The following is a 21,598-nucleotide window of genomic DNA, read 5'->3' on the forward strand; positions in this document are numbered from 1 at the left end:
GAAGGAAGTCACGCGAAAAATCGACGTTTTGGGCAGAACAAAGCGAAAGCTGTCCAGGGATGGCGCAGGATGAAGTTATTTGACTAACTATTCTGACTAGACTCAGTTTGTCGTAAACGCCCATAATAAAGAGCAAAGAGCGAAGGAAAGGGAGAATGCCATGCGATCTGTCCGTCATTACGCGCTATGTGCCCTGCTTGCCTGTGGAACGATATTGCCGATACCTTTCCTTTCCCATCGTGTTCATGCAGAGGAAGCTCAAGATTGGATCGATAGTGAACGCTTGTACAGCCATGTCGAGCAATTGGCAAGAACAGCCCGTCCACCTGCTACTGAAACGGAATTTGCGGCAGCTGTCTATGTGGAAAATACACTTCGCTCTTACGGGTACAAGACAAAGCTCGATCCTTTTTCTTATTATACGTACCGAAAGCCAACGACTCTATCCCTGACGATGGAAGAATGGCCGGGTCAAAAATGGACAGTAAGTGGATTTACTTTTGGGATCAATGGAACTGCGACAGCAGAGGTGGTGGATGCAGGCTTGGGTAGGGCGGTTGATTTTGCGAATGATGCCTCCAGGGGAAAGATTGCCTTGGTCAAGCGAGGAGAGATTCCGTTCGGAGAAAAAGTACGCCAGGCAGCGGCTGCCGGAGCTGTTGGACTGATCATCTGGAATGATCGGGAGGAAGGCTGGAATGCTTCCCTGGGCGAACCCTTGGATATCGCTGTTCCTGTAATCGCTTTGTCCAAGGCGGATGGTACGAAGCTCCAAAAACGCATCATGGACAAGCGGCCCGTAAAGGGAACCGTCAAGGTAGAAGGAGCCGTAACGACCAAGCAAACCTCTTATAATATCGTCGCAAGCCGAAAGCCCAATCAAAATGACACCGAGCAGGTCGTCATGGTTTCTGCTCACCATGATTCCGCCGGGTTATCAGCTGGGGCAAATCACAATGGCTCCGGTGTAGCGGCCTTGCTTGAGATAGCTCGTAATATGGCTGACAAGCCGATTGATACGGAAGTGAGGTTCGTCAGCTTTGGCGCTGTTACTTCGGGAAGCAGAGGCCCAATTGCTTATGCGAATGCCTTATCAGCCAAAGAGCGACAAGCCATGATAGCAGCCTTCTATGTCGAGGGGGTGGGCAGCCAAAAGACAGAGCTCGCTGCAACCAATCCGCTGGGTAACGAAAATCTGCCAATCCAACTCCTAAGAGCAGCGGGGTTGTCTCCTAGCGATAAGGCTGGAACGCGTGAAGGAATCGGCGCCGCAAGCTCTTTAGCCGCCGCAGGTATTCCTACCGCACTTGTGACGAGTGCGGGGACGAGACAAGCAACAGATGACTCTATCGCACAAATGGATTGGGAACAAATTGCAAAGGCGACGAAGGCGGTCCTTTCAGCGATTCACAAAATGACAGAACATACAACGCCAGCTTATCCGATGGGATCTCCAAATGGGGGACAGCTAAGAGCGGAAAGTGAGGCCCTGCAGTAAACGTCTCCTTCGGGGGACGTTTTTCATTTGTGGTAAAATGAGGGAGAGAAACCATGGATAGAGGAGGCCTACGTGACGATGAATCCGTTGAATATTTTGGTGGTTATCCTTGTGTTCTTGGTCGTGGTCGGAATAGTGAATTGGCTCCTATAGTGCGAAAAAAGTGGCCAAGACTCTGTCTTGACCACAGGAGCTACGAGTAAACGATCAGGTCAATTCGGTTGTTTCCAAACGTACCAGCCCATTAAGAACATGCCGCAATAGGTCGCTGCACTGGCGATTGCAGACATACTCCATGGAACAACGAGTGTGAGAAGAGAGAATACAAATACGGTAAGCAGCATGGCGACAATCAGCGGAAGCATTTGCAGATGTTGACGTGTCGCTATTGGATGTGACAACGAATAGAGTAGGGCGGCGATGATGACTCCGCCATGCACAAATGAGAGAATAGCGAGAAGCCAATCGCCACCTGGCATCATTTGAACTAAAATTTGTTTGATGGGCAGTACAGAGGCGTGGGAATCATGCCAGTGGGCAAGAAGAATAGCTTGACCTAACAGCGTGAACAAAAGGAAGATTCCGGCTCCGATGATTGCTCCACTCCGTACCGTTCGCTCATGGGACGCACGTACTGCCAGTGGTAAAGTCGTGGCCAAGCCGATGAGAAAATGCAAGGCTAGGAAAAATACGGCGTGAATCAGCCAGTTCACATTCAGTTGATAACCCAAGCTCGGTATTGGGACATGGGATTGTGCGCTGAAAATCAATCCGAATAATAATAAACCGCCGGATAGAGATATGGCTGTTGCAGTGACAATCCATCGCCAACGATTTAAGATAAAGAAGACGGCTGCAATGGTCAGAAGGATGAACCATAGAGGAGAGAACTCCTCCAAGAGGAAATCTGCCTGTTGGCCAAGCATGACTCCTGTATACCCCAATAGCAGAATGTGGGTGATGGCAGATAGGCTAGAAGCGAACGCTTCGCCAAACAATACGTAGTACAGCTCGTACAGGGAGCGAATTTGCTTGCGATGGCAAAAGGTCAACAGCTGGACGCCGAACCAGCCGAGGCCAAGAGCCGCAAGGGCAATGCCTATTGTCCCCCAAGAACCGAAATAAGTAAAAAAGCGTAACCATTCATATCCGCCCAAGTAGAATCCACCTAACGCAGACCCTGCAAAAAGCACAGCGATATACCAAGCGACTTTGTCCATAGGCATCATCCTCACTTGCAACTTGGTACAAGTGTATGAAGCAAACAGGCTTGTTCAGAACAGATGATATTAAATAAACATAAATGTTTACAAATTATACTTAATGGAATATAATGAGGAACATACCAGTATTTAGATTATCGATGGGGTGAAACCATGAAAATTGTAGGAATAGCCGGAAGCATGAATGCCAATTCTACGACAAAACAAGCGATTCATATTGTTCTTGAAGCCGCAAAGGCTGCAGGTGCCGATGTTGAAATGATTCATCTGGCGGACTGGAAGCTGCCGCTGTACGATGATCGTGACGATACCAGTACGTACCCTGAAATTGTCCATCGATTTGTCAAAGCGGTTTCTGAAGCAGATGGACTTGTGATCGGTTCGCCTGAATACCATGGCACAATGACAGGTGCTTTGAAAAACGCCATTGACTTCCTGGAAGGGCGCATTTTGCGTGACAAGCAGGTTGCCATCATTGGTGTCGCTGGTGGAAGCATGGGTGCTACGAATACGGTCAACACCTTGCAGTTAATCATGCGCAATTTGCATGCATGGCCGTTGCCATCTAGCCCTTCCATCCCAAGTGCTTACAATGCCTTTACTCCAGAAGGCAAGCTCAAGGATGAGCGATTGCAGGCGCGCATGGAGCAGTTGGGTCAACAGCTCGTACAATATGTCCAAATGATGAATCCAACAACAGAAAAACAGCAGCGATAGGTACTTTTCCCTTGCAAATGCTTCTCATTACGCGGTATCATATTTCTACGTGCCTTTTTTGGCAAGATGAAATAACGGTTTGGAAATGAGGGGTTCACAATGCCGCCGACGCCGAGTATGGAAGACTATTTGGAACGCATTTACAACTTAATTGAAGAAAAGGGCTATGCTCGTGTCTCCGATATTGCTGAAGCGTTGGAAGTACATCCCTCTTCGGTCACGAAAATGGTTCAGAAACTAGACAAAGACAAGTATCTCGTTTATGAAAAATACCGTGGGCTTGTCTTGACGCCAAAAGGGAAGAAAATCGGGAAACGCCTTGTGGACCGTCACGCTCTTCTAGAAGAATTTATGCGGATCATTGGCTTAGATGAAGAGCATATTTATCAGGATGTGGAAGGAATCGAGCATCACCTGAGCTGGGAATCGATTACATGTCTGGAGTATCTGGTTCAGTACTTCGAGGCAGATCCAAAGCGTATAGAAGAGCTTCGTAACATTCGTTTGTTAGATGAGCAAAAAGAGGAATAGTCTATATCGTTATCGTATTATAGCGCAAGCCGATCAGGCTTGCGTTTTTTTCTTTGTGGTAACGGAAAAGCTTTCGTCTTATACATGGAAAATGGGGAGGAATTTTAGGGAGGGGAAAACAAGGTGAAAGCGGATGCAGTCTTTGAAGGTGGCGGCGTAAAAGGAATCGCTTTTATCGGTGCCTTGCGAGTCATGGAGGAGAATGGATACACATGGGAAAGACTCGCAGGTACCTCGGCAGGCTCCATTGTTGCAGCTTTGCTCGGCGCAGGCTATTCCAGCCATGAGTTGAAACCGATCTTTGAAGAGCTGGATTACCTCCACTTTCTCAAACGCTCAGGGCTGGTCAGGCTCCCTCTCATCGGACCAATCTATGAACTAGTCGTGCGAGAAGGGATTTATCGAGCAGATCGAATCGAGTTGTTCATAGAGGAGTTGTTATTACGAAAAGGAGTGAGAACATTCGGAGATCTTCCTCCTGGTAAGCTGAAGGTTGTCGCATCTGATGTCACAAACGGAAAAATGCTTATCCTTCCCGATGATTTGGCACGGTATGGTGTAGAACCCGATCATTTCCCTGTGGCACGAGCTGTTCGTATGTCTTCCTCCATTCCGTTCTTTTTTCAGCCTGCAAAGCTGACAAGTGCTGGACATGTGCATTACATCGTCGATGGCGCATTATTGAGCAACTACCCCGTTTGGTTATTTGATGTACCAGGGACTCCGCGGTGGCCGACGATCGGTTTTCGTCTGACTGATGATCAAGACAAGAGAGAAGCGACTAGAATCAAAGGTCTTTTTTCCTTCTCCCGGGGATTGCTGGCAACTATGCTCGATGCTCATGACCGCCTGTATGTGGAAAAGGCAAAAGCCGTTCGGACGATTTTCATCCATACATTAGGGGTCAGAACCACTCAATTTCAGCTGTCAAAAGAAATCAGGCAACAATTGTTTGAGTCAGGGGAGGCAGCGGCTCACAAATTTTTGGCACAATGGGATTTTGAAGATTACGTCAAAGTGTTTCGCAATCATTCACCGAAAATACTGGTCTAACAAAAAAACAGGTCGCCGATTCAGGCAACCTGTTTTTTAGTGGGAGATATTATTTTGCGATTTTTCGTCTGGTTTCTCTTTTTGCTTCCCTTTGCTGCCTTCGATCACACGAAACGGATGATCTTTTCTAGGAGGAGTCGACTGCTTTTTCACTGCTTGCCGAGCGATGGAGGGCTTTTGCTTCACCTTGACCTTTGGTTGTCTAGGTTTGCCTGCTCCAGCGCCTTGTGAAAAGAAGGAGCCGGTTTGTAAATAGTTGCGCACGACCAAGAAAAGGACAACGGATAATCCCAAGATGACAATCGTACTGATAGGATCATTGAAGAGGGTGACCAAAAATCCGTAAATCGCCAATACAATCACGATCAGAATCACTGGTGGAATGCGGCGTAACATAGGGCTTCACCTCTATGGGAATAAAAATGCCTCACGTTATCCGGTCGTAACCATTCTTTCCTGCACGTGCTTCTGATCAAGCTCCCGCATCTTTTGGAAGGAAGCGATGGCTACCTCGACTTGGCTGTCATCTGGTTCACGAGTTGTGATCTTTTGCAACCACAATCCTGGATAACCAAGGTAACGTAGGACGGGTACATCACGGAGCTTGTTTGTCCACTGCAAAACCTCATAAGAGACGCCGATTACCAGTGGCAAAAGAACAATGCGTTGTACGACCCTCTCCGTCAGGGAGTCATAACTAAACAGGGAGTAAATCACAACACCGACGAACACTGAAAAAATGAGAAAACTGCTCCCACAACGATAATGCAGGGCGGAAAATTTTTGCACATTGGCTACTGTTAATTCTACCCCGGATTCGAACGCGTTAATCACTTTATGCTCGGCTCCATGGTATTGAAAAAGCCTTTTAATCAACGGCGTTTGTGCAATCGCTGTAATGTAGCCGAGGAGGAGCAAAATTTTAAATCCGCCTTCAGCTAACGTTTGAGGAACGCCATCCGGTACCCATTTTCCAAGTAAAAAGTCTGCCAGGAAAACGGGAACGAGTGTAAATACGAATTTCCCGAACAGGAAGGAAAGTACTCCGACAACAGCAACACCTAAAATCATGGTGAGCTTCGATGGACTTTCGGAGGCTTCTTCTCCAGACTCCTTACTGTATTGTTCAGAGGCGAAGTTGAGATGTTTGGCCCCATTGGCGCTGGCTTCGACCAAACCAACAATCCCACGCAAAAACGGAATCTTTTTTAGCGTAGTAATCCATTTATATTCGGACCTTGGGGATTCAAAATACTCAATTTCATGATTTTTTTTGCGAACAGCTGTAACGGTCGTGGTTTTGCCACCGAACATAACACCTTCGATGACGGCCTGACCGCCGTAGCTAGGTACGTTTTGTTGCGCCAATTCAATCACCATCCTTACCACTATATTAACGGAAATGGCGACTTGAAGCTACAAGGAGTTCGTATTTTTCCAACAAATGTAAAGCGGAAGTGAAAAGCTTAGAGGAAGAGCATACTAGAGAACAGAGGTGATGGAAATGGAAATAAGCAAGACAGGACGAAGGCACAAGCAAGCACGCATATCCCATACAGAAGAAGGCAGGCAAGGGAGTAAAAGAGTGTCCTTCTCGAAGATTTTGGAGGTGGCATTCTGGGGAACGATTATTTGGGGGCTCGTTCGATTGATGGCTCACTTTTTGCACATGACTCCGTACGGAGTCGGAGCATTTGCACGTCCCTTTATCGGTATCGAGGACGAAAATACGTTTGCGAGCGTGTGCCTTGGTGGTATCGTGCTGTTCGTTGAAACTTTCGTTGCTTCATTTGTATTCAGCTTGCTATTTAGTCGGATCCGTGCGTGGTGGTTGGGGCTCGTCTACGGGGCGGTCATGTTAGGGATAGCGGGTTTCTTCTTTCATATCGGAAATTGGGAGGTTGCCACCTTCAGTACGGAAGGCGCTTGGTATTTGACGTTTGGCTTGTTCATTGGGATGACAATCATGCTCGAGCAATCAGACGAGAATCATGCATGGAATGAGTACACAAGGTAGGAGGATTTCTCCGTTCCTTGTCAAAATGGATGTAACAATGTTCGAAATGTTGCTTTGGCGAATGACTACTTTGGATTCAGAGCGGCTTGTGGTAAAATGTTTCATTAATAAAAAAACTTTTATAGGGAGAGGGATGGTCGATGACTTCCGTCTTGTTATTGAACGGGCCCAACCTGAATTTATTGGGGACGAGGGAGCCGGATGTTTACGGAAGGGAAACGCTGGAGGATGTGGTGACAATCCTGACGGGTGTTATGGATGAGTTGGGCGGAAAGCTTGAGCATCTCCAATCGAATCATGAAGGTGTCCTCATCGACGCGATTCATCAAGCGAGAGGTGTCCATGACGGCATCCTGATCAATCCAGGCGCATTCACCCATTACAGCTATGCGATCCGAGACGCTTTGGCCAGTGTAGCTCTTCCGACGATTGAAGTACATATTTCCAATATTCATACACGGGAACCATTTCGCCATCACTCAGTCATCGCACCTATTACGATTGGACAAGTTGTCGGGCTGGGGATCGATGGATATGAATGGGCGTTAAGAGCGCTCGTCCGTAAAATCGAAAAAAAATAAAAGCTTTCAAAAAGGGGAAAAGGCTGCCATGAAACAACGTCTGCATAAATTGCGCGAGGCACTTACACAAGTGGGAGCAGAGGCGTTTATTACCGAAAAAACAGAGAATCGCTTCTACTTGAGCGGTTTCACCGGATCAACGGGATGGGTAATTGTCACGGAAACAGAAGCGTTTCTCGTCACTGATTTCCGCTATGTGGAACAAGCCCACGAACAAGCACCTGAATTTACAGTGATCAATAACGAAAGAAAAGCTGTGGAAGCGATGGCAAAGCTTTTGCAAGAAAAAGGGATCAAGCGCTTGGCATTCGAGAGCAGCGTGTCCTTTAGCACGTATCAGGAATGGAACAAAGGATTCAACGGAGTAGAGCTGGTGCCAACAAGCGGTCTGCTTGAAAAAATTCGCATGTTTAAAGACGAATCCGAGATGGTTATCATTCGTGAAGCGGTTCGTATCGCGGAAGCAGCATTTACGCATATTCAAGGCTACATCAAGCCAGGTGTGCGTGAATCCGATGTTGCCTTGGAATTGGAGTACTTCATGCGCAAGCAAGGTGCGACAGGCTCTGCTTTTGATATTATCGTAGCGTCAGGTGTGCGCGGCGCTCTGCCACATGGACGTGCGTCCGAGAAAGTGATTCAGGCAGGGGAAATGGTTACACTCGACTTTGGTGCTGCTTATCAGGGCTATCATTCCGATATCACACGCACATTGTCTGTGGGAGAGCCAGACCCGAAAATGCGTGAAATCTACGATATCGTTCTGCGTGCACAGCTGGCAGGTTTAGAAGCACTGAAGCCAGGTGTATCCGCAAAAGACGCTGACGCAGCAACGAGAGATCTCATCACAGCAGCAGGCTATGGGGATGCCTATGGACATAGCGCAGGTCATGGTCTCGGATTGGAAGTTCACGAGCTGCCAGGGCTTTCGACTGTGAGCACCTTCGTATTGGAGCCAGGTATGCTCGTAACGATGGAGCCAGGCATTTACGTGACAGGACTTGGTGGCGTTCGAATCGAAGACGATGTGTGGATTACAGCTGATGGCCATGAGAACCTGAACAAGTCTACGAAAGAGTTGCTCATTTTGCCTGTGTAATTTATACTTATTCTGTTATTGATTGATTTGGGAGGACTACCATGATCTCTGTAAACGATTTTCGTACCGGTTTGACAATCGAAGTGGATGGCAATATTTTTACCGTGCTAGAATTCCAACACGTAAAACCAGGTAAAGGTGCGGCATTCGTTCGCTCCAAACTGCGCAATCTGCGTAGCGGCAACACAACAGAAATGACCTTCCGCGGCGGTGAAAAAGTTAACCCTGCCCGCATCGAATCCAGCACGATGCAATACCTGTATGCGAGCGGAGACGAGTACACTTTCATGAATACTGAAACATATGAGCAAATGACGTTCACTCGCAACCAAATCGAGCGTGAGCTGCGTTTCCTCAAAGAAAACATGAACGTGCAAATCATGCAGTACAACGGAGAAACAATCGGTATTCAATTGCCGAATACAGTTGAACTCGTTGTAACTGAATGTGAGCCAGGTGTAAAAGGTGACACTGCTTCTAACGTAACAAAGAAAGCAACCTTGGAAACTGGTTTCGTAGTAAACGTTCCTCTCTTCGTAGAAGAAGGAGAGCGTCTGATCATCGATACTCGTACGGAAGCATACGTTTCCCGCGCGTAAAAGTACGGATTGCAAGAAAAAGCTGTGCCCAAATGGGTGCAGCTTTTTTTATTTGCTTCTCCTATCGATGTGGGATTGTAAAAATTATGCAATTCCACTACATTTAGTAGTACAGAGAAATAGTAATGTGGAGGGGCATGGCTTTGAGAACGGAACAAGAAATGATGAACATGCTGATTGATTTCGCTAGGAAGGATGATCGAATCCGCTTGGTAACCTTGGAAGGGTCACGCACGAACAAAAATATACCAGCTGATCCTTTCCAAGATTATGATGTTTCGTATTTTGTGACTGAGATGGCTTCTTTCAAGGAAAATGATCAATGGCTCGATGTTTTTGGGAATCGGATCATGATGCAAAAACCGGAGGATATGGAGCTTTTTCCGTCCGAGTTAGGGAATTGGTTTTCCTATCTCATGCTATTTGAGGATGGAAATAAAGTGGATCTGACGCTGATCCCGATAGACGAGACAGAGCAGTATTTTGCAGAAAGCGACGGTCTGGTTGAGATTTTGCTAGATAAAGACGAGCTTATCAAACACGAGGTGCTCCCTTCCGATCGCCAATATTGGACCCGGAAGCCAAGTGCCAGAGAGTTTGATGACTGCTGCAATGAATTTTGGATGGTATCTACTTATGTTGTCAAAGGTTTGGCGAGAAAAGAAATTCTGTTTGCGATTGACCATCTCAACGAAATTGCCCGACCAAATTTGCTCCGCATGATGGCTTGGCAAATCGGATGTGAGAAAGGATTTACCTTTAGTGTCGGGAAAAACTACAAATTTATCGATCGCTATCTTCCAAAAGAAGACTGGGAAGCGTTACTATCCAGCTATAACGAAAACGGCTACCCGCAGATGTGGGAATCGTTATTCATTTGCTATGAGCTATTTCGAAAGTACTCCAAAGCGGTGGCAGAAAATCTCGAATATCCGTATCCAGATTACGATGAAGCCATTACCAAGTACGCGGAACATATCTACCATTCATGGAAATGATGGATGGAACTCAACCGCCTTTTATCAAGGGCGGTTTTCTTATGTTGTCGAACGCTTGACCACTAAAGCTGGCGAGAAGAAAAAGCACAGGGCTCGTAGACCTTGACAACGCCTACCCAGTCGGAACTTAAAAAGGGGACCACGCTTGTCGAACACTTCTTCTTCGAGAAACATCCGCCCGTAGGGTGGCTTTGTTCGACGGTCCCCTTTTTAAAGTGGAGACGGCCAGTGAATCCCCCTTGCAGGCGTGTCAGAGTCGAAGAGAACTGTGCTTTTTCTTCTCCTCCACAATGTTGACTCAAACTTTTTTTAAAAAATGCATTCATTTTTGGAAAGAAAATACAAAATGATCCGTTAATCCATATGAACCTGCCAAAATGAACGCTGCGCAGCGAACTTTTTTGAAATGGGAGGATTTCCTTTGCAGGATGATTGGTTGCTCATACAACAGGTACAAAAAGGGAATCGGGATGCCTACGCGCACCTGGTCGACAAGTACAAAGAACGATTATACAGCTATCTTTATCGAATGACGGGACAGCAGCAGGATGCTCAAGACCTGACACAAGAGGCTTTCATCAAAGCGTACTGTCAGTTGGATAAATATAAGCCGACAGATGCTTTTTTGGCCTGGCTGTATCGGATTGCGTCCAACTTGTGTATAGACGCGTGGCGCAAGAACAAGCACTATGCCAAAACACCTTTGGAAGAGACAAGACTGATTGAATCTGATACACCGGAAAAAGCGTATTTGGAAAAAGAAAAGCAAGATACCTTGCAGCAGCAAATCATGGCGTTGAGGGAAGAATACCGCGTTGTGTTTATGCTGAAATACTTGGAACAGATGAGCTACAAAGAGATTAGCGAAATTTTGCATGTTCCGGTTACAACCGTACAAATGCGTATCCATCACGCCAAGAAAAAGCTCCGGGCTAGTATCGCGCAAGAAATGTCAGGAGGTGCAGCTATCTATGAATTGCTCCAAAACTGAAGAGTTGCGCAGGTATTTGACTGGTGAGCTATCTGAAGGTGATGCTAGACTGCTGGAACGACATGTCGAAGACTGCCTGCTCTGTCAGAGGCTGATGATGGAGGAAGAGGATAGCGACGAGGAGTTCCCGAGCCTGCACGTTCCAAGCGCGTTGCCCACAGATTTTACTTCCCAGGTGATGGCGGCGTTAGAGCAAGTGCAATTGCCAAAACCAAAACTAAACTGGAAAAAAAGGAGTGTAAACATTTTGAAGAAAACAGCGTTAGCTGTGGCGAGTGTCACAGCAATCATTACATTTGGGTCCATGGTGTCTCCGACTTTTGCGAGCTACGTAAACAGTGTCATACAATCCATACAAGGTATCGACCAAGGAATGAAGCAGGCAGCTGAGAAGGGTTATGTCCAGGAAATCAATAAAAAGGTGACGGATCAAGGAATTACACTGGTTGTAAAAGAAGTAGTTGCGGATCCAGTGCGGATGGCGATCATTGCAAATATCGTGGATCAAAATGGCAAGCGTATCCCGTTTGATGAGGAAAAAGACGGATTGTCCCTTACTTACAAAACCAAGTCAGGTGAAGACCTGAATCCTGGGGGAGGGGGCTATACCTACGGTGAGGAAGGAGAGTATCTTGTCGTCAGCCATGATATTTTCCGATTCCTGAAAGATAGCAAGGCATTGCCGGATGAGATCATCGTCGGTGTCGAAGCAACCATGTTAGGTGGGAAAGAAGGTAGCTGGAAGGTAGAGTTTCCAGTTGATATGAAAAAGGCAAGGGCAGTGGCAAACTACACCAAGATTGGACAAAAATATTTGACTCCGAATGGAATCGAGATCATGTTGCAAAACATTATGACGGTACCGAGCACAAGTATGATGGAGTTGGAAATAGACTGGACAAAAGAAAGAGAAGAACAAATCCAAAAATGGAAAGAGCAAAACGGTTGGATTGTAAAAGGGCCAAAAACAGGTGCATTCACAGAAGCCGAGAGGATGGAGAGGTATTTCATCGACATGGGGGTAGCATTCCAAATATTTGATGAAAAAGGGAATGTGGTAGCAGGATGGGACGATGCGTTGCATGAAGAACTTAACCAAATTCGAAAGAACAACGTAGAGCACTCGTACCGTGGAAAAGTGCATGATGACGGCAAAGGAGTTACGAAATGGAATGGGATAACTCCACTAGCAAAGGATCAAACGTACAAATTAAAAATGCACTCCCTGTACCTGTATGAGCCATCGAAATTTCAGGCATCCATCCCGGTGGATACCCTGTTAAAGGATAAGGTGGCCGTGACAAACAGTGACAGTACGTATACCTTAACGGGCTTTACCTTAAAAACAACGGAGGACGAAGAAAAAATCGGGGATGAGACCTATTTTGGAAAAGGTGCTCTGATTTCGTTCTCGGGTATACTGCCAGAAGGAATCGTCTACACGACTGAATGGTCGGCACAGGATGAGTCCAAACAAACTTACAATGTAAAGCTTCAAGGAACAACCTATACAAGAGGCAAGGACGGAAGAGTACATGTTACAGGAACATTCTTCATCCGCGACCTTGAAAAACAGCCAAAAGAGCTAAAGCTGTCACACGCTATTCAACAACGCCAATACCAAGACCTCAATTGGGAAGTTCCGTTTGACACGTCCAATAACACCAAACGCTAAAACGACATAGACAAATCCCCCTCCTGGATGTAAAAGAGGGGGATTTCGTTTTTATCTGCTTCCAAACCATTCCCACAGCTTCAACACAAACGCTGTAATACCAGCAGCCATCAAAGGCCCGACGGGAATACCCCGAAAAAACACAATGCCAATAATCGAGCCAATCACTAGACCGACGATCATATGTGGCTCCGAGCGTAGCAAATCGAGTCCTTTTCCATTCATCCAGGTGGCAATAGCCCCACCAGCCAGTGCGGTTAAGCCGACAACCGTAGTGAAAAGAGGCGTGACGTCTTTCCATGATATTTTTTCGCTGGCGAATGGAACCAGTACGGAAATGGTCAAAAAGAGCAGCCCGAGCTCCAATCCGCGTCGTTCTACTGTTGGGAAAAAACGCTCCAGTGCCGTTAGCTTCAACACCAACAATATACTTGCGGCAGTCGCAATAATCGGTGAGCGCCCAATAAGACCGATAACGATTAGGATGACCAGCATTACTTCTCCAGACATCATTGGCATCAAAACCCCTGTCCCTGTTCTCTTTTCACATTATGAGACAAGGTGTGGGAGTATGCGCTTCTCCTTGATGTAGGGAACGATTTGATACTGATCCACTTGAGCACAGTACCGTATGTCGCTTGCGAGATGGTGCTGGATGAGCCTTTTTCCTGTTGTCGTGTGGGGTAACAGCTCGCTCAGTTTTCCCGCGTAATAAAGGTAGCTCGCCTTTAGCACTTCACCCAGATCACAGATTTGGATGCTCGGTAACGATTGTTGTGCCTGTGCAATCATCAAGCCGGCAGCCAGACCGTCTTCCAGAGCGAATTCCGACCGGGTACCTGCACAGTACAGGGTTATGTCGAGATGATAAGAAAGAGCGTGCCGCATGCATGCAGTGGCATTCAAGAAGCAGCCGATCAAGAGAGCAGTGGCACGTTCTGCTTTTTGGATCGCGCGAGTCCCGTTCGTCGTGGTGAGAATAAGCTGGCTCCCCGTTTTCCCCAAACCTGCGATTTCGGTTGGTGAGTTATTGCAGTCGAATTCGGGGATTTTCTTACAGTGGCGTTCCCCGGCCAAAATACAGTCGCTCGTGCGCAGGGAGTTGGCTTGCCCAATGGTTTCGACCGGGATGACGCTGCGAAATCCATTACCTAATGCGGTGACAATCGTACTGGAGGCACGAAGCACATCGATGACGATGACTACATGATTGCTGATCTGTTCAAAACGAATTTCTTCCACGGTCGGCACCACCTCTATTCGCACGGAAAACACCTCCCTCTATCCATGATTAGGGCTGTATCGCCGCGCAATCCGCGCCGTAGCGTCTCCAAAGAGAATACATCCGTATAGGCAATATTTCCGAGGTTCACGTCGCTGCCAATGGCCTTGATGAAGCAGACCTGTTGATCCTTTTGTGGTGCTTCCCAGATTAGACGGGAGGCCTTTTCTTTGGCCGCTGCAACAATGTCTAAAACGAAGGAATCGTCAATCTTGCCATCCCCGTCACACACGCCGACGGTACCACTTTCTCTCGCTTCTACAATCACGTGACTGGCACCATTGTGCAGGTCAAAGCTAAGCGTCTCCAGCAATTCCTCTCGACAAGTGCGATAGTCGGCAGCTTTTTTTCCGACCTCTGTGTAGACCACTAGATCATTGTCTAACGCGTAATTGATGGCTTCCTGTCGCTGTGCAAAGGATAGAGGGAACGTTCCATCGGATATTTCCACCGCAGAAAAACCGAGAGAGCGAATCAGCTTCATATAATCTGCAATTGAATTGTGGCGAATGGCGATTTCAAAAAAAGTTCCTCCTGGCATGATGTGTACATCAAATTGTTTTGCAAGGGTCAGTTTTTGGTTGAGTATCTCGAGGGGGTACAGAGCAAGGGTGCCAAAACCGAGTTTGTATAGATCGATATAGGGAGCAGCCAACGCGAACAAGTCGGAATATGCAGTAAGTCCAAGGCCTTTGTCAATCACCATGGTTAAGCCCTTCACACGGGGCTTCTCTCGTATTTGCCCGGACGGGTTTGCCCAGCTATCAGGTAAAAACGATTGATCACACTCTACCATCGGCAAGTTCCTCATTTCTTCTAGGCGTATGGTTCAGTGTATGCCCAGTGAAGGGGAGGAGTGAGGGCAAAAGCCTATAGGGATGATTCAAAAAGTGCTGAAATGATGTGGTACAGGCATAGAGTGAAAGGAGGGGAGGACGAGACGGTATGTTAGAAAAAGCGATTATGGGTATGGCAGCACTTAGGGTCTTTTCAGGCAGTATCGAGATCATTGCAGCTTTGCTCATTTTAAAAGTGAACCAGGTCGAAAAAGCTCTGCTCATTAATTCAGGGCTTGCGATTGTTGGGCCAATTATCTTGATCACCACAACGACAATCGGTTTGTTAGGCATGTCGGATCGGGTTAGCTTCGCCAAAATAGCCTGGATTCTGGTGGGGATCTCGTGCATCTTGATTGGTGTCCGTAAATAATTACCCATTTCCTTCCATTCGTAAATGGCATCACGTTGGGGAACGATAAGTGGGAGAGATTGGATGGGAGGGAATGTGGATGCCAGAATCATTGGCGAATCGAATCGCATACTTGCAAGGGTTGGCAGATGGATTGGAAGTGGGGGAGAAAAGCCCCGAAGGAAAAATTATGGTAGAGATGATTGAGATTCTAAATGAGGTGCAGGGTGAGCTACGAGAGCTTCACGCGCGAGTGGAAGAGGCGGAGGATTATGTGGAGGCCTTGGATGAAGACTTAGAGGACATTGAGCTGTATCTTTTTGAAGATGATGATGACTTGTATGAAACCGTTGTCGATTGTGAGGATGATGACGACGAGTACGCGACTTTCTACGATTTGGATGATGATGAAAACGCACAACAATACGAAGCACAAGTAGATCCCCATCTCGATACGACTTACGAGTTTGCATGCCCTAGCTGCCAGAAAGAAATCTATCTGCACGAAGGCAAAGATGAGGAAGGTTTCAGACACTATGTAATAGAGCCGGTGGATAACAAGAAATCGGATAATCGATGATTCCAATAGGAAAAGCTTGCACTCGTCTTTCTAGCACGAGAGCAAGCTATTTTTTTTGCATAAATCTCGTCCACCTCTGCATAGGATGGAGGTAAGTCAAAGTGGACAAAGGCAGAAGGCTGCAAAAAGGAGGGTACCTGATGAATGAGATCTTGACGATATTGCCAGCAACTTTACGAACGATTTTGACGGCCCTTCCTATCGCGGTAAGAGAGAATCTGGAAGAGATTCGGCTTCGGCAAAACCAGCCGCTAGAAGTCCGGTTTGGCCAACAATCCAGCTATGTGACATCGTCGGGGCAAATCACCTCGATACCCGCACAAGGATGGCTATTTTCAGCAGAAGAGGCAGCAAAACTCTTAAACCAGGTCAGCCAGCATTCTCTTTATGCCTTGGAAGAAGAGTTGAAAAGGGGTTACATCACGGTAGTTGGCGGTCATCGCATTGGCATTGCGGGGAAAGTCGTGCTGGATAAAGGAGAAGTGAAGGGAATCAGAGATGTGACCAGCTTCAACATCCGGATTGCCCGCGAGAAAAAGGGCGCTGCCAAAATGGTCATGTCGTATTTGTTTGAGGATGGCAAATTGCAAAACACGCTGCTCATCTCCCCACCCCAATGCGGGAAGACAACCTTGTTGCGTGATATCGCACGAACCATCAGCTACGGGAGCGAGTGTTCTTCAAGTCGCAAGGTAGGAATTGTGGACGAGCGTTCTGAGTTGGCGGGATGCTTGCAAGGAGTTCCTCAACGAGATGTCGGTCCGCGAACGGATGTGCTGGACGCTTGCCCAAAAGCTGTCGGGATGATGATGCTGATTCGCTCCATGTCTCCTGATGTTCTGATTGTGGACGAGGTAGGAAGAGCGGAGGATGGCGACGCAGTCTGGGAAGCGATTCATGCTGGTGTAGCCGTCATTTGCTCTGCGCATGGAGCGAGCGTCAAGGAAGTTGCCGAACGCCCTATGTTAGGCAAGCTGATTCGATATGGTGCCTTTTCCCGCTATATCGTACTCAGCCGCGCAAAAGGTGTCGGAACGATCCAGGCCATCTACGATCAAAGCATGAACCTGGTTGAAAGGGAGAAGGCTACATGGTCAAGCTGATGGGAGCCGTACTCATCCTGTTTTCGGCGTCGATGGTTGGTTGGCAGATCGGCAAGTATTACGCGAATCGTCCCGTTCAGCTTCGGGCTCTGCTCGTTGCTCTACAAATGCTCGAAACGGAAATCGTGTTCGGGATGACGCCATTACAGCGAGCGTTTGTGAAGGTCGGTCATCGCGTTTCCGAAGAGGTAGGGAAAGTATTTCTTCTGGCCGCGGAATTCCTACAGACAGAAAAGGCGCATTCGGCTGAGGAAGCCTTGCAACAAGCAATGAATAGACTCTGGACCCAAACCGCCTTGCGCAGACAAGAGCGAGAGGTGCTTGAGAGTCTAGGTCAGGTACTCGGATCATCCGATCGGGAAGACCAGCAAAAGCATTTGCGCCTAGCTGTCACCCACCTGCGAGGGCTGGAAGAAGAGGCTCGTGCGGAACAGGAAAAGTACGAAAAAATGTACAAGAGTTTGGGCTTTTTAGGTGGACTCTTGGTCGTCATCCTGATGTTCTAAAGGCGAGGTGTTCACAGTGGATTTTGATTTGACACCTGTTTTCCAGATAGGAGCAGTAGGTTTCATTACAGCCATCCTGCATACAGTCCTGAAGCAGGCGGGCAAGGAAGATATTGCGCATTGGGCAACTCTGGTCGGATTCATCATTGTCCTGTACATGGTGTCCCATTACATCGGTGACTTGTTCTCCGAGGTAAAACGCGTCTTCCTGTTCAACTGAGGAGGGGCTCCAGATGGAGATTGTACAAATTGTCGGACTAGGACTGGTGGCTACGATTCTCGCGCTAGTCATTAAGGAACAGAAGCCGATGTTCGCCTTTTTGCTGGCGATCGCGAGCGGGGTCATCATCTTTTACTTTCTCGTCGGAAAAATAGCAGAGGTTATTCGGATTTTGGAAAGACTGGCGGTTCAAGCAGATTTGAACCTTGTGTTTCTGGAAACGATTCTAAAAATCATCGGAATTGCCTACATCGCTGAATTCGGTGCACAGATGACCCGAGATGCTGGACAAGGTGCGATTGCTTCGAAAATCGAGCTCGCTGGAAAAGTCCTCATCCTGGTTATGGCTGTACCGATCATCCAAATCATTATCGAAACAGTGATCGACTTGTTGCCGGCATAAGGGAGGTGGGATGTCCATGGCACACACTTGCAAGCTGATCCTGTTCTGGTTCCTGTTCCTTGCCTTGTTTCCAGTTGCCGTGTCAGCTACTGCGACACCCGCTGTGGCACCCGCAGCCGGTCCAATCAATCAAATCGTGCAACAACAGGTCGATCACTTGCAGCTAGACCGAGTCGAACAGTATTGGAAACAGTTGTTACGCGACTATAAAGGGTACTTGCCCGATTTGAAATCGGAAGGCTTTATCCAAATCCTCATGCAGCAAGGTGACTTCAGTATTTCAGGAGTCCTGCAAGGAATGGGCAAGTTTATCTTTCATGAGATTTTGATGAATGGCAAGCTGCTCAGTTCCATCATTATCATTACGGTCTTCGCGATGATTCTCGAAACGATGCAGAACGCCTTTGAACGTAATGCGGTATCGACAGTGGCGTACTCGATTACGTATCTCGTCTTGATGGTACTTGCGATCAACAGCTTTCATGTCGCCATTACCTATGCAAAAGACGCAATCGCGAACATGTCTGATTTCATGCTGGCCATGATCCCACTGGTAATCGCGCTACTTGCTTCGGTAGGCAATCTGGCATCCGCCACAATGTTTCACCCGCTGATTATCTTCATGATCAACACGAGCGGCATGATGATCTCTTACGTCGTGTTCCCGCTTCTGTTCCTCTCTGCGATGCTCTCTATCGTCAGCCTGTTTTCAGAGAGGTACAAAGTCACGCAGTTAGCGACCTTGCTACGCAATATTGCAATGGGTGTCCTTGGTTCATTTCTGACGATCTTTCTCGCCATCATTTCCATACAAGGAGCGACTTCAGCCGTTGCGGACGGGGTCACTCTCCGAACAGCGAAATACATCACGGGCAATTTCATCCCGATAGTAGGTCGTGTGTTCTCCGATGCGGCAGATACCGTACTCAATGCCTCGTTACTGGTCAAAAATGCCGTAGGCTTGGCGGGTGTTTTGATCCTGATCATGCTATGCGCGTTTCCGGCTTTGAAGATACTGGTACTGGCTCTGATCTACAATCTGTCATCTGCCGTACTCCAACCGCTAGGAAACAGCCCAATCATCAGTGCGCTAGGTACGATTGGGAAAAGTCTTTTGTTCGTCTTCGCTGCTTTGGCAACGGTCGGCTTGATGTTCTTTCTGGCGATTACGATCATGATTGCGGCGGGCAACATCTCCATGATGGTTCGGTAGGTGATGAGATGACGTGGTTAACCCTGTGGTTGAAAAAAATTATCCTGCTCGTCCTTTTGGCTGCCTTCCTCGATCTGATCCTGCCCAATACGACACTGCAACGCTACGTAAAAATGGTGATGGGCTTGATTCTCTTGCTGACGATCATTTCTCCCGTGTTCAGTCTGTTCAGCCTCTCGCAGGAAGATCTGGCCTTTCGTCTGGATCGATACCAACAAGAGCTGAACAAGCCTGCTTCGGCAGAATGGAAACGCATCACTGACAAGCTGCTCGGTCAACAGAACCAACAGATGACGGCTTACGTTCAGTCACAGGTAGCGTCCTCGGTAAAAGCCAGTGTCAAAGAGCAGTACGGCGTAACTGTCGATGATGTCACGATTACCGTCAATCAGCAAAATCCGGAACAGCCAATCCTTGAACGAATCGAGCTGGTAGTCAGTGACGCGAACAAGGAAGAGCAAAAAGGGCAGAGCACGATTGAACCGATTAAGCCTGTCCAGCCTGTTGAGATCACGATTGGCAAACCCATTGAAATGCAACCTGATCCCAAAGCAGATATGGCAGCAACAGCTCATTATGACAATCCACTTTACGCGCAAATCACAAACGATGTCGCCAAAGAGTGGGGGCTATCGAAGAGCCAGGTCGTCATCAAAGACGAATCGAGAGAAAGAGAAAAACAGTAGCGGATACAGTCAGTGAAGCGAGGTGAAAACAATGAACCAATTGTGGGAAAAGCTGAAAAGTCTGCTCATGAAGAAACAAGGCGAGACGATGCAGGAAGAAAAGAAAATCGTGGTGGGGAGCAAGGGGAAAAACCAAAAGCTAAAGCCGCTGCATTATTTCATCGTCATATTAGGAATTGGCGTTGCCATCATGATTCTGACGGACTTCCTCAGAGTGGAAAAAGACCAACCACTCGGATTTGGAGATATAGGGAGTGAGGCGCCAGGTCCTCCTGGTGGCGATGCAACTTCCCAGGTGTTGGGGGGATCACCGACTACAGATATCATTGCAGAGTATGAAAACATTTACGAGACACAGCTTCGTGAGATCCTCGCTTCCGTTGTCGGTGTCGGTGAAGTACAGGTCATGGTCAATCTGGAATCAACACCAGAGCTGGTTGTAGAAAAAAATCGCAACATTCGTTCCTCAACCAATCAGGAAATGGACAAAGAAAAGGCAACCCGCAATCAAAATGACCAGTCACGAGATGAGCAGGTCGTCATCGTGCAAGGCGGCAAGCAAGATGCCCCTGTTATTGTGAAGACGTTGAAGCCGAAAGTCCGCGGGGTCCTGGTAGTAGCAAAAGGGGCCGATAACATCCAGGTTAAAGCGTGGATCACTGAAGCCGTTCAAAAGGTTTTGGATGTTCCCGCTTATAAAATATCCATTTTGCCCAAAAAAGGGTAGGAGGTAATGGCGAATGATTCTGCGAAAGCAAACGGTTTGGTTGTTGACAATGCTTGCTGTCATGGTTGTGCTCTCTGGATATTACTTGGTGAAGGGACCGCAAGATCAGGTCCCAACATCAGGACAAGAGCACGCTGTCCAGAAGCAAGAGCAAATTTCCGGTGTGGTGGTTGAATCCAAGCAAGTAGATCACGCCCCACAAGCAACGCCTGTCGATCAAGCTCCAAAGGCAAACCCTGTAGAAGGAAAAACTGGCACGCAAGGAGCGAAGACTCCTGCTGCACCAGAAGCAAAACCAGCGACATCGAACACGGTCGTCCCAGTAGCAGAAACGGCGAGTGAAATCTTCCAAGGTTTCAAAATGAAACGCGAAGCCATGCTGGCGCAACAAAAAGACGAACAGCTAGCAATCGTAAACAGCACGGAGTCCTCTCCGCAGGCAGTCGCTGAAGCGATGGCCAAGTTTGAAGAACTGTCCAATATGGAAAGTGCTACGATGACTGCAGAAGAAATGCTCAAGGCAAGCGGCTATCAGGATGCGGTCGTTACTGTCCAAAATGACATTGCGACAGTCATTGTACAAAAAGATAAATTGAGCGCAAACGAGGTAGTGGAAATCATTGCCAACGTGAAGCAACACTTGAATATCCCGGCGACAAACATTAACGTACAATACAAGGCATCCTAATCAAGCTACGGTACTTTCTC

Annotated in this window: 27 protein-coding genes; 21 read left to right on the top strand and 6 right to left on the bottom strand. The window is 47.5% G+C overall.

All coding sequences use genetic code 11. The features are described from left to right. The first annotated feature begins 160 nt into the window (after positions 1 to 160). Complete coding sequence (locus BBR47_RS11790) at positions 161 to 1,498, top strand: M28 family peptidase (RefSeq protein WP_012686001.1); 1,338 nt, start codon at positions 161 to 163, stop codon at positions 1,496 to 1,498. 212 nt (positions 1,499 to 1,710) lie between these two features. Here the strand turns inward: BBR47_RS11790 and BBR47_RS11795 are convergent, their stop codons facing one another. After that, positions 1,711 to 2,718: a membrane protein gene (locus BBR47_RS11795; RefSeq protein ID WP_012686002.1), complete on the bottom strand. Its 1,008-nt coding sequence runs from the start codon at positions 2,716 to 2,718 to the stop codon at positions 1,711 to 1,713. A gap of 156 nt (positions 2,719 to 2,874) precedes the next feature. Here BBR47_RS11795 and BBR47_RS11800 point away from each other — a divergent pair, with 156 nt between their 5' ends. The 3 genes from BBR47_RS11800 to BBR47_RS11810 all read left to right on the top strand — a co-directional run bounded on the left by BBR47_RS11800 (position 2,875) and on the right by BBR47_RS11810 (position 5,022). Beyond that, a complete protein-coding gene (locus BBR47_RS11800) occupies positions 2,875 to 3,438 on the top strand; it encodes an NADPH-dependent FMN reductase (protein ID WP_012686003.1) in 564 nt (187 codons plus the stop codon). 99 nt (positions 3,439 to 3,537) lie between these two features. Continuing rightward, a complete protein-coding gene (gene mntR, locus BBR47_RS11805) occupies positions 3,538 to 3,969 on the top strand; it encodes a transcriptional regulator MntR (RefSeq protein ID WP_012686004.1) in 432 nt (143 codons plus the stop codon). Between the two features lie 123 nt (positions 3,970 to 4,092). Further along, positions 4,093 to 5,022, top strand: a complete 930-nt coding sequence (locus BBR47_RS11810; protein WP_012686005.1) for a patatin-like phospholipase family protein — start codon at positions 4,093 to 4,095, stop codon at positions 5,020 to 5,022. 36 nt (positions 5,023 to 5,058) lie between these two features. Here BBR47_RS11810 and BBR47_RS11815 read toward each other — a convergent pair whose 3' ends face one another. Next, entirely contained in the window at positions 5,059 to 5,418 is a 360-nt protein-coding gene (locus BBR47_RS11815; RefSeq protein WP_012686006.1) for a hypothetical protein, read from the bottom strand. 36 nt (positions 5,419 to 5,454) lie between these two features. Further along, positions 5,455 to 6,402 (bottom strand): DUF1385 domain-containing protein, encoded by a 948-nt coding sequence (locus BBR47_RS11820; RefSeq protein WP_050763827.1) that lies wholly within the window; start codon positions 6,400 to 6,402, stop codon positions 5,455 to 5,457. A gap of 124 nt (positions 6,403 to 6,526) precedes the next feature. On the opposite strand from BBR47_RS11820, the gene BBR47_RS11825 reads away from it, so the two are divergent. The 7 genes from BBR47_RS11825 to BBR47_RS11855 all read left to right on the top strand — a co-directional run bounded on the left by BBR47_RS11825 (position 6,527) and on the right by BBR47_RS11855 (position 12,982). Beyond that, positions 6,527 to 7,039: a YqhR family membrane protein gene (locus tag BBR47_RS11825; protein WP_012686008.1), complete on the top strand. Its 513-nt coding sequence runs from the start codon at positions 6,527 to 6,529 to the stop codon at positions 7,037 to 7,039. A gap of 140 nt (positions 7,040 to 7,179) precedes the next feature. Continuing rightward, the gene (gene aroQ / locus BBR47_RS11830; protein WP_012686009.1) at positions 7,180 to 7,620 is read left to right on the top strand and encodes a type II 3-dehydroquinate dehydratase; all 441 of its coding nucleotides are present in this window, start codon (positions 7,180 to 7,182) and stop codon (positions 7,618 to 7,620) included. 28 nt (positions 7,621 to 7,648) lie between these two features. Next, complete coding sequence (locus BBR47_RS11835; RefSeq protein WP_012686010.1) at positions 7,649 to 8,719, top strand: M24 family metallopeptidase; 1,071 nt, start codon at positions 7,649 to 7,651, stop codon at positions 8,717 to 8,719. 41 nt (positions 8,720 to 8,760) lie between these two features. Then, a complete protein-coding gene (efp, locus tag BBR47_RS11840) occupies positions 8,761 to 9,318 on the top strand; it encodes an elongation factor P (RefSeq protein ID WP_012686011.1) in 558 nt (185 codons plus the stop codon). Between the two features lie 143 nt (positions 9,319 to 9,461). Beyond that, positions 9,462 to 10,316 (top strand): aminoglycoside 6-adenylyltransferase, encoded by an 855-nt coding sequence (gene ant(6), locus BBR47_RS11845; RefSeq protein ID WP_070105185.1) that lies wholly within the window; start codon positions 9,462 to 9,464, stop codon positions 10,314 to 10,316. Between the two features lie 421 nt (positions 10,317 to 10,737). Continuing rightward, positions 10,738 to 11,307 (top strand): RNA polymerase sigma factor, encoded by a 570-nt coding sequence (locus tag BBR47_RS11850; RefSeq protein ID WP_012686013.1) that lies wholly within the window; start codon positions 10,738 to 10,740, stop codon positions 11,305 to 11,307. Further along, the gene (locus BBR47_RS11855) at positions 11,288 to 12,982 is read left to right on the top strand and encodes a DUF4179 domain-containing protein (RefSeq protein WP_012686014.1); all 1,695 of its coding nucleotides are present in this window, start codon (positions 11,288 to 11,290) and stop codon (positions 12,980 to 12,982) included. Before BBR47_RS11850 ends, BBR47_RS11855 begins: the two co-directional genes overlap by 20 nt. Positions 12,983 to 13,033: 51 nt before the next feature. Here BBR47_RS11855 and BBR47_RS11860 read toward each other — a convergent pair whose 3' ends face one another. Genes BBR47_RS11860 through BBR47_RS11870 form a run of 3 tightly spaced genes read right to left on the bottom strand, consistent with a single transcriptional unit; the run spans position 13,034 to position 15,060 of the window. After that, positions 13,034 to 13,495 carry a DUF441 domain-containing protein gene (locus BBR47_RS11860; protein ID WP_012686015.1) on the bottom strand — a complete coding sequence of 154 codons (462 nt, stop codon included), beginning with the start codon at positions 13,493 to 13,495 and terminating at the stop codon, positions 13,034 to 13,036. Positions 13,496 to 13,531: 36 nt separating this feature from the next. Continuing rightward, complete coding sequence (locus BBR47_RS11865; RefSeq protein WP_012686016.1) at positions 13,532 to 14,248, bottom strand: 2-phosphosulfolactate phosphatase; 717 nt, start codon at positions 14,246 to 14,248, stop codon at positions 13,532 to 13,534. Continuing rightward, positions 14,239 to 15,060: a phosphosulfolactate synthase gene (locus tag BBR47_RS11870; protein WP_012686017.1), complete on the bottom strand. Its 822-nt coding sequence runs from the start codon at positions 15,058 to 15,060 to the stop codon at positions 14,239 to 14,241. Before BBR47_RS11870 ends, BBR47_RS11865 begins: the two co-directional genes overlap by 10 nt. A 149-nt stretch (positions 15,061 to 15,209) precedes the next feature. On the opposite strand from BBR47_RS11870, the gene BBR47_RS11875 reads away from it, so the two are divergent. From BBR47_RS11875 to BBR47_RS11920, 10 genes are all read left to right on the top strand, one after another. Continuing rightward, a complete protein-coding gene (locus tag BBR47_RS11875) occupies positions 15,210 to 15,473 on the top strand; it encodes a YqhV family protein (RefSeq protein WP_007725730.1) in 264 nt (87 codons plus the stop codon). Positions 15,474 to 15,552: 79 nt separating this feature from the next. Next, positions 15,553 to 16,032, top strand: coding sequence for a CD1247 N-terminal domain-containing protein (locus BBR47_RS11880; RefSeq protein WP_012686018.1), 480 nt, complete (start codon positions 15,553 to 15,555; stop codon positions 16,030 to 16,032). A gap of 140 nt (positions 16,033 to 16,172) precedes the next feature. Continuing rightward, positions 16,173 to 17,135: a stage III sporulation protein AA gene (gene spoIIIAA, locus BBR47_RS11885; RefSeq protein WP_012686019.1), complete on the top strand. Its 963-nt coding sequence runs from the start codon at positions 16,173 to 16,175 to the stop codon at positions 17,133 to 17,135. Next, positions 17,123 to 17,641, top strand: coding sequence for a stage III sporulation protein SpoIIIAB (gene spoIIIAB, locus BBR47_RS11890; protein ID WP_012686020.1), 519 nt, complete (start codon positions 17,123 to 17,125; stop codon positions 17,639 to 17,641). The genes spoIIIAA and spoIIIAB overlap by 13 nt, the downstream gene beginning before the upstream one ends. Before the next feature lie 16 nt (positions 17,642 to 17,657). Continuing rightward, a complete protein-coding gene (spoIIIAC, locus tag BBR47_RS11895; RefSeq protein ID WP_007725726.1) occupies positions 17,658 to 17,861 on the top strand; it encodes a stage III sporulation protein AC in 204 nt (67 codons plus the stop codon). A gap of 13 nt (positions 17,862 to 17,874) precedes the next feature. Beyond that, a complete protein-coding gene (spoIIIAD, locus tag BBR47_RS11900; protein WP_005827266.1) occupies positions 17,875 to 18,264 on the top strand; it encodes a stage III sporulation protein AD in 390 nt (129 codons plus the stop codon). A gap of 16 nt (positions 18,265 to 18,280) precedes the next feature. Then, a complete protein-coding gene (gene spoIIIAE, locus BBR47_RS11905) occupies positions 18,281 to 19,477 on the top strand; it encodes a stage III sporulation protein AE (protein ID WP_012686021.1) in 1,197 nt (398 codons plus the stop codon). An 8-nt stretch (positions 19,478 to 19,485) separates the two neighbouring features. Then, a complete protein-coding gene (gene spoIIIAF, locus BBR47_RS11910; RefSeq protein WP_012686022.1) occupies positions 19,486 to 20,163 on the top strand; it encodes a stage III sporulation protein AF in 678 nt (225 codons plus the stop codon). Between the two features lie 31 nt (positions 20,164 to 20,194). Beyond that, a complete protein-coding gene (gene spoIIIAG, locus BBR47_RS11915; protein ID WP_012686023.1) occupies positions 20,195 to 20,890 on the top strand; it encodes a stage III sporulation protein AG in 696 nt (231 codons plus the stop codon). Between the two features lie 13 nt (positions 20,891 to 20,903). Beyond that, the gene (locus tag BBR47_RS11920; protein ID WP_012686024.1) at positions 20,904 to 21,578 is read left to right on the top strand and encodes a SpoIIIAH-like family protein; all 675 of its coding nucleotides are present in this window, start codon (positions 20,904 to 20,906) and stop codon (positions 21,576 to 21,578) included. Positions 21,579 to 21,598: the final 20 nt, after the last annotated feature.

Source organism: Brevibacillus brevis NBRC 100599, from assembly GCF_000010165.1.
GTDB classification, from domain to species: Bacteria; Bacillota; Bacilli; order Brevibacillales; family Brevibacillaceae; genus Brevibacillus; species Brevibacillus brevis_D.

Bases quoted from the DNA above. Each gene is read 5' to 3' on its own strand.
- BBR47_RS11790 (WP_012686001.1), top strand. From the start codon at position 161: ATGCGATCTGTCCGTCATTACGCGCTATGTGCCCTGCTTGCCTGTGGA.
- BBR47_RS11795 (WP_012686002.1), bottom strand. From the start codon at position 2,718: ATGGACAAAGTCGCTTGGTATATCGCTGTGCTTTTTGCAGGGTCTGCG.
- BBR47_RS11800 (WP_012686003.1), top strand. From the start codon at position 2,875: ATGAAAATTGTAGGAATAGCCGGAAGCATGAATGCCAATTCTACGACA.
- mntR (WP_012686004.1), top strand. From the start codon at position 3,538: ATGCCGCCGACGCCGAGTATGGAAGACTATTTGGAACGCATTTACAAC.
- BBR47_RS11815 (WP_012686006.1), bottom strand. From the start codon at position 5,418: ATGTTACGCCGCATTCCACCAGTGATTCTGATCGTGATTGTATTGGCG.
- BBR47_RS11820 (WP_050763827.1), bottom strand. From the start codon at position 6,402: ATGGTGATTGAATTGGCGCAACAAAACGTACCTAGCTACGGCGGTCAG.
- BBR47_RS11825 (WP_012686008.1), top strand. From the start codon at position 6,527: ATGGAAATAAGCAAGACAGGACGAAGGCACAAGCAAGCACGCATATCC.
- aroQ (WP_012686009.1), top strand. From the start codon at position 7,180: ATGACTTCCGTCTTGTTATTGAACGGGCCCAACCTGAATTTATTGGGG.
- BBR47_RS11835 (WP_012686010.1), top strand. From the start codon at position 7,649: ATGAAACAACGTCTGCATAAATTGCGCGAGGCACTTACACAAGTGGGA.
- efp (WP_012686011.1), top strand. From the start codon at position 8,761: ATGATCTCTGTAAACGATTTTCGTACCGGTTTGACAATCGAAGTGGAT.
- BBR47_RS11855 (WP_012686014.1), top strand. From the start codon at position 11,288: ATGAATTGCTCCAAAACTGAAGAGTTGCGCAGGTATTTGACTGGTGAG.
- BBR47_RS11860 (WP_012686015.1), bottom strand. From the start codon at position 13,495: ATGATGTCTGGAGAAGTAATGCTGGTCATCCTAATCGTTATCGGTCTT.
- BBR47_RS11870 (WP_012686017.1), bottom strand. From the start codon at position 15,060: ATGGTAGAGTGTGATCAATCGTTTTTACCTGATAGCTGGGCAAACCCG.
- BBR47_RS11875 (WP_007725730.1), top strand. From the start codon at position 15,210: ATGTTAGAAAAAGCGATTATGGGTATGGCAGCACTTAGGGTCTTTTCA.
- BBR47_RS11880 (WP_012686018.1), top strand. From the start codon at position 15,553: ATGCCAGAATCATTGGCGAATCGAATCGCATACTTGCAAGGGTTGGCA.
- spoIIIAA (WP_012686019.1), top strand. From the start codon at position 16,173: ATGAATGAGATCTTGACGATATTGCCAGCAACTTTACGAACGATTTTG.
- spoIIIAB (WP_012686020.1), top strand. From the start codon at position 17,123: ATGGTCAAGCTGATGGGAGCCGTACTCATCCTGTTTTCGGCGTCGATG.
- spoIIIAD (WP_005827266.1), top strand. From the start codon at position 17,875: ATGGAGATTGTACAAATTGTCGGACTAGGACTGGTGGCTACGATTCTC.
- spoIIIAE (WP_012686021.1), top strand. From the start codon at position 18,281: ATGGCACACACTTGCAAGCTGATCCTGTTCTGGTTCCTGTTCCTTGCC.
- spoIIIAF (WP_012686022.1), top strand. From the start codon at position 19,486: ATGACGTGGTTAACCCTGTGGTTGAAAAAAATTATCCTGCTCGTCCTT.
- spoIIIAG (WP_012686023.1), top strand. From the start codon at position 20,195: ATGAACCAATTGTGGGAAAAGCTGAAAAGTCTGCTCATGAAGAAACAA.
- BBR47_RS11920 (WP_012686024.1), top strand. From the start codon at position 20,904: ATGATTCTGCGAAAGCAAACGGTTTGGTTGTTGACAATGCTTGCTGTC.